Source organism: Roseovarius autotrophicus (genome assembly GCF_018069895.1).
In the GTDB taxonomy this organism is placed as follows: Bacteria; Pseudomonadota; Alphaproteobacteria; order Rhodobacterales; family Rhodobacteraceae; genus Roseovarius; species Roseovarius autotrophicus.
In genome coordinates, this window is the sequence record NZ_JAGQDH010000025.1 from 26,306 (window position 1) to 36,244 (window position 9,939).

The following is a 9,939-nucleotide window of genomic DNA, read 5'->3' on the forward strand; positions in this document are numbered from 1 at the left end:
AGCGAGACCAAGCATGCCGGAACGGATCATGCCGGGACTGGGGCTGCGCGCCTTCTACGATCCTGGCCAACGCAACTGGGGCACCAGCGTCAGCGAGGATCTGCGCGCCCTCTCGGTGCTGGTGCAGGCGCGCGCGCTGTCGCGAAGCACGGCTCTGCCGGGAATCGGCAGTGTCGGAGACGTTTACATCGTCCCGGCAGACGCCCTGATCAATGCCAATGCACTGGCGCTCTGGGACGGGGAGCCGCTCTCGGAGGGCTGGGCGTTTCTCACTCCGCAGGAGGGTTGGCAGGTCTGGGTCGCCGACGAGGGGCAGCATGTGCGGTTTACGGGCGGGGCATGGGTCGAGGTCCCGCGCCCCGGTATCGTGCCGGTCCGCACACTCACGGTCACAGCGCACACGCTGGAGCTCACCGACCCCGGCCACATTCTCGAGACCACCGGCTCGTCCGGCGTCACCATCACGATCCCGCCCGAGGCAGCGGTGCCCTTCGAGATCGGCACTCTGATCAACGTCACGCAGGTCGGGACCGGGATTGCCACCATCGCGGCGGCAGCCGACGTCTCGCTCAATGGCGTCACCGGCGGCTCGGTCACGCTCGATGGTCCATGGTCGGGCGCAGCACTCGTGAAGCGCGGGGCGGATGCCTGGGTCATTCAGGGCGCGCTGGCGGGGGCCGTCGCATGAGCCTGCTGATGATGCGCGCGGCCATCCTGGCGCAAGGCGGTGCGGATACCGGGCCGCCGGTTGATATCGGGTCGGCGTGGCAACTCGACACCACCCGCCGCCCCGCAGGCTACACGCTCTCGGACGGCAACCGGACCGCGATCAACACCTCCGGCGGCAGCGATTACCGCCGCTGGGTGCCGAGCGCCAGGGCGATCCGGCCCACGGACGGGCGGCGCTATTGGGAGGTGCTCTGCACCCCCGGCGGATCGAGCCAGTTCGATGGCTATCTGGGCGTGGTCAGCGACGCCATGCGACCCCATTACGACACCGGCTGGAACCCGATCTCCGGGGGCAGCATCGGCTACCGTGGCAATGGCACGCTCTGGTCGACCGACGACGCGCCCTCCGCAAACTCCACCCAGCGGCTGACCGGGCTGGCTCCCTATGGGGCGGGCGACGTGCTGATGTTTGCCTTCGATCCGGCCGCGGCGAGCCTCTGGATCGGGCTGAACGGTATCTGGCGGGACGATCCGGTGAGCGGCGCGCCGACATGGACCGCCGCGCCCAGCGCCGCCTTCCACCCCCAGATCCAGGGGCGCGATCCGGGCGACGGCGGCACGCTGCGCTCGCTGCCCTCGCAGTTCAGCTATCCCGTTCCGCCCGGCGTGCAGGCGCTGGGGTATCAAGACCCCGACCTGCGCATCTATCAGGCCCATGCCTTCATCGAGTTCGGCTGGGACACGGATCTCAGCACCGGAGAAGTCGAGACCTGGCTCGACCTCGGCGGCGGCGCGCGCCTCACCTGCGCAGACACCTCGCTCTTTCTCGATCACGGCGGGGGCACCGCGTTCTCCGCCGCCCATGCCGCCCTCTACATCGAACTGGACCTGCCATGAGTTACATCCTGCATCTGGGCCATCAGCCCACCGACATCTCCGGCATCTCGGGGCTGTTGAGCACCGTTGCCACCGGCTTCGACGACACGCTCGATGTCAACGGCCTCCGCTTCTCCGGCGCGCGCACGCTGGCCGCCCCCTTCGCGGTCGGGTTTCCGGCGCCGGTCGGCGACATGTGGCTGGGCTTCCGCTACGTGCCGCCCAACGCCGATTCCGAGAGCATCACCCAGAGCAACGCCGGGTTCCTCGAGTTCTTCGACGCCGACAATGTCAGGATCGCCCAGGTCCGGCCATTGACCTCGACCAACCGTTATCACGCCGAGGCGCATGGCGACACGGTCGAGCAGGGAAGCTCCAGCTACACAGCAGCCAACGGCCAGGCGCAATGGGTCGATCTGCGCGTCGCTGTCGGCGCCGAGATCGCCGTCGACTTCCACATCGACGGCGTGCTGCACAGCACCGCCACCGCCGCGAACACGGGCGGCAAGGGCAAGCCGGTGCAGGTCGTCTTCACCAATACAGGGCTGCATGGGACCAGCTCGAGCCGCACCTGGTACTACGCCCATATCGCTGTCCTCGACGGGGTCTCGACCATCGGGCGGCGCTTCGTGCGCCGCAGCCCAAACGCCATCGCCAGCTTCAACCAGATGGTGGGCAGCATCGACGCGCTCAGCGATGGCGATATCGCCACGCGGGTCGCCAGTACGGCAGCGGGGCAGCGCATGTCGTTTTCGCTCACCGGCCCGACCGGTCCGGCATCGGTCTCCGCCATCGCAGGCGTGCATCTCAAGCAGATCGCGCAAGCGGGCACCAATGGGCCGCAAGCCACCGCTGGCTTCCTGCGCATAGGCGGGGTCAACCACGATGCCGCCCCCGAGACCGTGCCGGACCTCGCGCCCAAACCCGTCTATTCGAGCTGGGCGGTGAACCCGGCCGATGCGAGCCCGTGGAGCGATCTGAGCCTGCCCACGGAAGTCGGGATCCTCTCGGCATGACGCAGCAGTCCTCCCTCTTCGAGCAGATCACGCAGGCCTTCCGCGATCATGGCATCGCGGCCGCCATCGGCGTCTGGTTCACCTTCATCGCGGGGTTGGCCACGGCCGTGACCAGGAAAGCCTTCACCAACGAGGCGCTGCTGCACAAGCTCGAGCAGGAACTGGCCGAAGAACGCGCCCGTATCGAGAAGCGCCGCGACGAGGACCGCAAGGTCGATCACGACCGGCTCGCGCGCATCGAGCGCGACATCCACGACATGCGCAACCTGATCTTCGCCGCCTTCCAGCGCCGGAACGGCGACTGACGCCACCGCACCGCGCAACGCAGCGTGCGCTGGAGGCACCGGGCGGCAACCCGGCGTCGGCATCCTGCCCCCGTCCCAACCAAACGAACCCCTTCCGGCCGCCTCTCCAGGGCGGCGGGGCTTTCCCGCATTGCCTGTCCTCATAGGAGACCACCATGTCCGATCCCATCCGCACCTACCGCCACTTCCGCGACGTGCCCGAGCAGCTCTGGCGCTGGCCCAACTTCTCGCCCACCGAGATCGCCTGCCGGGGCACCGGCCAGCTGAAGCTGCACCCGGAAGCGCTCGACAAGCTTCAGGCCCTGCGCGACCGGCTGGGCAAGCCGCTGATCGTGCGCTCGGCCTATCGCAGCCCCGAGCACAACCGTGCGGTGGGCGGAGCGAAGGCGTCGAAGCACATGGACGGCACGGCGTTTGATATCGCCATGTCGAACCACGATCCGATGACCTTCGAGGCGGCGGCGCGGGACGTCGGGTTTCTGGGGTTCGGCTTCTATCCGCGCTCGGGCTTCATCCATATCGACCTCGGCCCCGCGCGGCAGTGGGGAGAACGGTTCCCGCCCCGTGTCGTCCCCTTCGCGGCCGAGACCCCACCCGCGCGCGAGGCGCTGGCCGAGAGCCGCACGCTGCGCGGCACGGGCGCGGCCGGTGTCGCGACTGTCGGTGCCGCCGGGGTCGAGGTCGCGCAGAACGTCCTCGCCGAAACGCAGTCGGCCATCCTGCCGCTCGTGCCCTATCTCGACACGCTGCGCTGGGTGTTCATTGCTCTCGCGCTGAGCGGGATCGCGGTGGCTGTCTGGGCCCGGCTCGACGACTGGGAGAGGGGATTGCGCTGATGTGGGCGAGCTTGCTGGCCGGCATCCTTGCCCGGCCTTGGGCGCGGCGGGTAGCGGCTCTCGCCCTCGTCGTGCTCACCATTACCCTGTTCATCCTCAATCTCCGCGGTGTGGGCGAGCGCGCAGGCCGCGCCGCCGAGCGGCTCGACCGACTGGAGCGTCATAATGTCATCCACAGCCATATGCTGCTTGCGGCCAGCCGCCGCCCTCGCAGCCGTGACGATCTTGTTGACCGGCTGCGCGACGGCGGGTTCTGACGCCCCGCCCGGCGCTTGTCCGCCGGTGGTGGAGTACAGCCGGGTCGAGCAGACGCGCGTGGCGGAGGAGGTGGCGGCGCTGCCAGACGGGGCGCTGATACTGGGCTTGCTCGCTGATTACGCCGTCCTACGCGACCAGGCGCGGGCCTGTGCAGGTCAGTAAGCTGGAGCTGCCGTTCTGACTCGTGGCGCGTCCACGCGGATGCCGCTATTCTCGGGCGATGAACAGGGACGACGAAAAACACATCGCGGCGAAGTTGGCCAGAATCATGGCCATGCTGTGCGTGCGCAACACGCAACTGGAAACGCTGCATGTTGGTCTGACGCCCGTCACCCGGACCGGCGACTATTCGGATGTGTTCGTGGTGGACGCCGACGGCAGGCGCATTCCCTGGTCGGAGGTCTCGCGCATCGATGACGCCGAGATGCGCGAATTGATGCAGGAGATCGTCAACCGCCTCTACACCTTCCATCTCGAGGCCGACGATCCCAAGCTTCAGGCAACCATCGAGCGCTGGATGGGCACCGCGATGAAATGGGACGAGCCGGAAATCGACCCAAAGATGATCAGTCGCGGCCCGGAGTAACGCTGCGACGGACGGACCACGACCTATGCGAGCGTAGACGGACCTTCAGGCAAGTGCCCTGCATCGCCCCCACTCCTACAGCTTTCACATTCAACTGGACTATGCGCGCAGGCCACGCCTGATGTCGTGGTGCTACGTCGATGGAGCCGCACGGAATGACCCCGAAATATCCCGACATCACCGTCACGCTGACCGGCCAGGACGGCAACGCCTTTGCCGTGCTCGGCAGATGTCGCGAAGCCGCGCTGGGAGCTGGCCTCTCGGACGCGGAAGTCGCCGCCTTCATGGACGAGGCCATGGCGGGCGATTACGATCATCTGCTGCAGACCGCCATGCGCTGGTTCGGGATCAGGTGATCTGAGGCTATCCGCTTCAAGCACCATCCAGCGTCCCGTTCACCGCCGTGCATTCGGCCGACCATGCCGCGCGGTGCTGTGCTGGATCCTCCGGAAACCGGCCCAGCGCCACCGCGAGATCGAAGAAACCTTGCCGCGGCATATCGCCCGCGCGGCTGATCACCAGCGCGGCAATCATCGGGCGACCGTCGGCAACACCCTCGCGCATGGTCTGCTCGAGCGCGGCGGCGACGTGCCGGATGGTGCCCGGTGGTTGCAGGCTGAGTTCGCTGGCCAGTGCTTGATAGGTTATGAACGGATCGCTTGCGGTTCGCCCGGTGAGGGTTTCGCGGATGCGTCTGGCAAGGGCGGTGTCGGTCATCCGCCAACCCCCAGCCTCTCGGCCACATCCTCAAATCCCGGATCGGCGGCATAGAGTCGCTCGAATTCGCGTCTCGCGCGGCCGCGCTGGCCGGTCTCAAAATAGAGCACGGCGCGGTCATAGCGGATCTGTTGCATGAGCGCATCGGGCCGGTCCTTGCGGCGGCGGTTGGCGAGCGTGAACACATCGATGGCGGCATCGGGCAGGTCCAGTGCCGCCAGCGCTTTGCCGCGATAGAGCAGGATCGCCGTATCAACCGGAGTTTCGTTCTTGACATGCGCCGTGGCGCGCGCCACGCGGTCCATCAGCGCGCGGTCCTGGGGCGTGTCGAGCGCCAGCTCGGCGAAGGACAGCAGAACCACCGGGTCGGTCGGGTCAATCTCCAGCAGCCGCTCGACATGCGCCATGGCGTCATCAAGGCGGCCCTGAAGCTGCGCGATTTCCACCAGCGCCAGCCGTGTGCCGCGCTCGCGCGGGAAGACATGGGCGAAGATGTCGGAGGTGATCGGCAGGCTGGCCTGCGCGGCGATCTCGTATTTGCCGAACAGCGTGCCGAGCTCGTCCAGTCGGCCCAGCGCATCGTGGAAATGGGCCTTCGCAGCATTGAGTTCCTCGCGGCGCAGCCGGATCATCCCGGCCATCCAGGCGGCATCGGGCAGATCGCGCGCTTCCTCCAGCGCTTCGACTGCCGCGCTCTGATCGCCGTCATTGAGCGCGCGGATGCCATCGATGAAACGACGCTCTTCGGCCGGGGTCATCAGCCGCTGGAAGAACCCGAGCTTCAGCCGGTCGCGCTGCGGCACGCACGGCGCCGGGGCCGCCCCGCCGCGCCCCGTGCGCTTGCGGTCATGAACGGTGTAGAACAGCCCCGTACCGGGTAAGCCCGCCGTGGCCCGGTTGCCGCGTGGGCTGATGGTGTATTTCGCGCCGCGCGGGCCCAACGACAGCGAGGCGGTCGATTTCGACAGGTTCAGCGTGACCCCGGGGGCCAGACGGATGCGGCGCCAGAAGCGGAAGGGCATGTTTACTCGCGGCTATTGGTGGCTTGGGCGGCTACGCCGCGAACCAGTTTTGCCTGCATGGGATCGTAACCGTACTCAGCAATCGTTCCGTCCTTGATCCTTTCGACCGCCTCATCGATCACGAAGAGCGGCACGAGGAACCATTCCTTTGGCACAAATGGTCGTCCGAACCGATCGGCGATCTCGATTTCCAGTCGCGCCGGGTTAAAGATGCGGTGGATCAGGTTTTCGAGCTTGGTCCGGCTGATGTTGTAGAGCTCGTAGGTCGCAACGACGTCAACGCCAGCCATCAGAAAAGTCGGCTGCAAATGTGCTCCCGCAATCCGCTGTTTCACGCTCATATTGGTCACGCCGATCTTGTGAACCAGTTCCCGGTTCTGCGCGACTATCGGGTGATCGGACTGGCTGCGCAGCACATAGATCGTGCCGCTAGCTTCGTCGTCTTCCCCCGCTTCGCCCGAGAACAAGGGGCCCGCCGTGGGTTCGGTGATCCTGCGCCCCGCGTCGTCCTTGTTGAGAGCGCGCTGAAGGGACCGCATCAGCATGTTGCTCTCGGTGCCGTTGTCGAAAATCACCCGCAGGCGCGCATCCGTGCGGCCCTGAGGGGTCAATTCGAGCTCCCCCATCTCGGCGACATAGGCCTTCTGCCCTCCCACGATGAAGAAACGGCCAGGGCGGATTTCTGCCTTCAACTCAAATGGCCGCGCTGTCCTGATGCCGGCATCCAGATCTCGCTGAACGGCGTCGAAGAGCGGCTTGAACTTGGCGAAATCTTCGCAGCGCTCCCGATTGGCAACTTCCTCTGCCGCACGCTTTTCGGCGCTCGACCTCACATGGCGCAGTTCGGTGAGTCCTGCCGGCTCCGCGTCAATGCCCAGTTCGGCCAGCAGGGCCTCGTCATCGAGATCATCGGCTGCGGTCGGGATGCGAGCGACGGCATCTGCCAGAAGGCCCTGATGATCGAGCGGTTCCAGGAGGGTGCGGCACTCTTCCAGTTCGCGCAGTCGATCGAGCCGAACCGCGTAGAGCCGTTCGAAAATATCGTGCCCTTCCCCGTGCCGGGGCGCATGGCCATGCTCATCGAAGAAACGCTGGATGTCTTCGAACCCGGCGATGATGCGCTCTTCCCGCAGCGTGCGACTCGCGGCCTTCTTCGGGGTGACCTCGACCCCGAGTTCGCTGAGGAGAGCATCGTCTTCCTCGGTGAACGCCTTAGCCATTCGCGGCCTCCTGCTTCATGCGCGCGAGATAGGCCACGCCTTCGGCCATTTTCTTTTCCCAGGGATCTGGTGACGTGATCGAGGGCAGGCGGCCACGCTCTTGCTTGAACTTGACGGCGCGCTTCGCAAGATCGCGCGCCTCATCCGGCGATAGCTGCACCTTCTTGGCCGAGATCACGGCCTGAACCTGCCGAAGGCTTTCTTCGCTCATCGATTTTGCCAGGATCGCATAGGCTTCGCCGAACGGGTTGATCCGGTCGATCAGGTCTATATCAAGCTCGCGCACGTCCATCGCGAATTTGCGCACCCCATCGATCAGGGCGGTGTTGCCGTTGGTCTGCGTTTCATCGCCGCCTGACAGCGCAACCTCTTTCGCCTTCTGCGTCAGGTTCAGCGCGGCCACCGCGTGTTGGCGCACCGCTTCCTGATCCTCGGCGTCCAGCTCTGGGAACCTCGCACCGACGATCTTGCCCATGCGGACCTGCGTCAGTTCCTCCGGCACCAGTTCCTCATCGAAGAGCCCGCGTTCGATCGTGGTCTTGTCCTGGACGAAGGCGGTAATCACTTCATTGAGGTCCTCCTGGCAGATACGCTTGGCCTCTTTGCTTTTGGGTTCAACCAGCCCCTTGATCTCGACCTGGAACTGACCGCTGGCCTCGTTGAAGCCAACGTTTTCCTTGGCGGGATCATAGCCGCCGATCCCGTAATCGAACCCTTCGACAGGGCCACTTTTGGGGGTCTTGGGCGTGAAGTTGAAACGCGGGGCCAGCACCTGCTCCATCAGCAGGCTGGCCGCGATTGCCTTCAGCGTATCGTTGACCGCCTCTGTCACCGCCTCGGCCGCGGCATCAGGCTCGGCGATCAGGTTGGTGAACCGCGCACGGGTCTTTCCCTCGGCGTCGCGGGTGGCGCGGCCGATGATCTGCACGATCTCGGTCAGGCTGGCGCGATAGCCGACCGTCAGGGCGTGTTCGCACCAGATCCAGTCAAAACCCTCCTTGGCCATCCCCAGGGCGATGATGATGTCCACATGGTCACGATTGTTCTTCTGCGTGGGGTCTTTCAGGGCGGCTGAAACCTTATCCCGCTTGGCAGGTTCGTCATCCACCAGATCGGCGATGCGCAGCACGCGTCCCTCCGGCGTCTTGACCAGCTGAAAACCGGTGGCGGAGTCCGTGCCCTGCCAATCACCCAAGGCATCGATGATGTGCTCGACCTCGCGATGCTTGTCCTTGGTGCTCTCGCGCGAGTTCACGTTCGGGATGTGCAGGATGGTCTTCTCGGTCGGGTCCAGCACCTTGAGGATGTCGTCCGCATAGGATCCGGAATAGAAGAAATACCCGATGTCGAGCGACTTGAGGTATTTGTAGCCGTTCAGCTGCTCGTAATAGGTGTAGGTGACGGTGTCGAACCTCGCCTCATCCTCGGGCGACAGAACGGCCTCGGCATCGCCGCGGAAGTACGATCCGGTCATCGCCACCAGATGCACCTTATCGCGGGCGACCAGCGCGCCCAGATGCTTGCCCAGCTTGTTGTCAGGGTTGGCCGAGACGTGGTGGAATTCGTCCACCGCGATGAGGCGATCATCAAAAGCCTCGATCCCGAACTTGTCCACGGCGAAACGGAAGGTCGCATGGGTGCAGACCAGCACCTTGTCGTGGCTCGCCAAAAACTTGCCGACGGCCCCGACCTTGCCGTCATCCCCACCGGGGGCGTTGCACAGGTTCCATTGCGGCTGGACGGTCCAGTCAGCCCAGAAGCCATACTTGCTGAGCGGCTCGTCGTTGAAGCTGGACCCGATGGACTTTTCCGGCACCACGACGATCGCCTGGCGCAGGCCCTGATTGTGCAGCTTGTCGAGCGCGATGAACATCAGAGCGCGGGATTTGCCCGAGGCCGGGGGCGATTTGATCAGCAGGTATTGCTCGCCCCGCTTCTCATAGGCTTTCACCTGCATCGCGCGCATGCCCAACTCGTTCGACTTGGTCGAGCTGCCGTTCTGCGCATAGGTCACGGAGACGGAGGGAATCGACTTGGTCAATGCATCTCCTCCTCTTTCCCATGACTGAGAAACGGTGGCAGAACTTTGGATATGGCCTCAAACTCCGGTCTGAATGATTTCAGTGCTCCTTGGACAACGATTGCAATTTTGTCATGATCGTGAATGTCATCGACAGGAAAAGCATTCTTTTTGAAGAACCGAGAATACCTTCTCCCTTCGTCCGTTGCTCCGCGTTGAAACTTGATCCGAAGTTGCTTTTCCGTTTCCGAGCAGCTCTGGATCGCTCCGATCAATTCGGTTCGAAAGTAACGCTCCGGCGGGGGCCGTCTGACTTCGGTTGCGATCCGATGATAAGTCCGGCTTTATGTCCGATTTCATTCACCGCCCTCAAATCGAAGTTCTCTCCGCGGCCGATGGCGTTCGCCGTCGGCA

The 9,939-nt window shown here is 64.9% G+C and carries 13 protein-coding genes; 9 read left to right on the plus strand and 4 right to left on the minus strand.

Annotated elements, in window-relative coordinates; all coding sequences use genetic code 11:
• Positions 1–13: 13 nt before the first annotated feature.
• The 8 genes from KAK09_RS16280 to KAK09_RS16315 all read left to right on the plus strand — a co-directional run bounded on the left by KAK09_RS16280 (position 14) and on the right by KAK09_RS16315 (position 4,902).
• A complete protein-coding gene (locus tag KAK09_RS16280) occupies positions 14–688 on the plus strand; it encodes a DUF2793 domain-containing protein (protein ID WP_210879996.1) in 675 nt (224 codons plus the stop codon).
• Positions 685–1,566 (plus strand): SPRY domain-containing protein, encoded by an 882-nt coding sequence (locus tag KAK09_RS16285; RefSeq protein ID WP_210879997.1) that lies wholly within the window; start codon positions 685–687, stop codon positions 1,564–1,566. Before KAK09_RS16280 ends, KAK09_RS16285 begins: the two co-directional genes overlap by 4 nt.
• Entirely contained in the window at positions 1,563–2,561 is a 999-nt protein-coding gene (locus tag KAK09_RS16290; RefSeq protein WP_210879998.1) for an FscB, read from the plus strand. Before KAK09_RS16285 ends, KAK09_RS16290 begins: the two co-directional genes overlap by 4 nt.
• Complete coding sequence (locus KAK09_RS16295; RefSeq protein WP_210879999.1) at positions 2,558–2,866, plus strand: hypothetical protein; 309 nt, start codon at positions 2,558–2,560, stop codon at positions 2,864–2,866. Before KAK09_RS16290 ends, KAK09_RS16295 begins: the two co-directional genes overlap by 4 nt.
• Positions 2,867–3,021: 155 nt before the next feature.
• The gene (locus tag KAK09_RS16300) at positions 3,022–3,702 is read left to right on the plus strand and encodes a YcbK family protein (RefSeq protein WP_210880000.1); all 681 of its coding nucleotides are present in this window, start codon (positions 3,022–3,024) and stop codon (positions 3,700–3,702) included.
• Positions 3,702–3,959: a hypothetical protein gene (locus KAK09_RS16305; RefSeq protein ID WP_210880001.1), complete on the plus strand. Its 258-nt coding sequence runs from the start codon at positions 3,702–3,704 to the stop codon at positions 3,957–3,959. The genes KAK09_RS16300 and KAK09_RS16305 overlap by 1 nt, the downstream gene beginning before the upstream one ends.
• 275 nt (positions 3,960–4,234) lie before the next feature.
• Complete coding sequence (locus KAK09_RS16310) at positions 4,235–4,546, plus strand: hypothetical protein (protein ID WP_247651365.1); 312 nt, start codon at positions 4,235–4,237, stop codon at positions 4,544–4,546.
• Positions 4,547–4,701: 155 nt separating this feature from the next.
• Entirely contained in the window at positions 4,702–4,902 is a 201-nt protein-coding gene (locus tag KAK09_RS16315) for a hypothetical protein (RefSeq protein WP_247651366.1), read from the plus strand.
• Positions 4,903–4,918: 16 nt separating this feature from the next.
• Here the strand turns inward: KAK09_RS16315 and KAK09_RS16320 are convergent, their stop codons facing one another.
• The 4 genes from KAK09_RS16320 to KAK09_RS16335 are packed head-to-tail and all read right to left on the minus strand — an operon-like array spanning position 4,919 to position 9,546.
• Positions 4,919–5,263 carry a hypothetical protein gene (locus KAK09_RS16320; RefSeq protein ID WP_210880004.1) on the minus strand — a complete coding sequence of 115 codons (345 nt, stop codon included), beginning with the start codon at positions 5,261–5,263 and terminating at the stop codon, positions 4,919–4,921.
• A complete protein-coding gene (locus tag KAK09_RS16325) occupies positions 5,260–6,285 on the minus strand; it encodes a DUF4236 domain-containing protein (RefSeq protein ID WP_210880005.1) in 1,026 nt (341 codons plus the stop codon). Before KAK09_RS16325 ends, KAK09_RS16320 begins: the two co-directional genes overlap by 4 nt.
• A 2-nt stretch (positions 6,286–6,287) precedes the next feature.
• Entirely contained in the window at positions 6,288–7,505 is a 1,218-nt protein-coding gene (locus KAK09_RS16330; RefSeq protein WP_210880006.1) for a GIY-YIG nuclease family protein, read from the minus strand.
• The gene (locus KAK09_RS16335) at positions 7,498–9,546 is read right to left on the minus strand and encodes a pseudomurein-binding repeat-containing protein (RefSeq protein WP_210880007.1); all 2,049 of its coding nucleotides are present in this window, start codon (positions 9,544–9,546) and stop codon (positions 7,498–7,500) included. Before KAK09_RS16335 ends, KAK09_RS16330 begins: the two co-directional genes overlap by 8 nt.
• Positions 9,547–9,659: 113 nt before the next feature.
• Here KAK09_RS16335 and KAK09_RS16340 point away from each other — a divergent pair.
• Positions 9,660–9,939, plus strand: a 280-nt coding sequence (locus KAK09_RS16340) for a hypothetical protein (RefSeq protein WP_210880008.1), incomplete at its 3' end; no start/stop codon positions are given.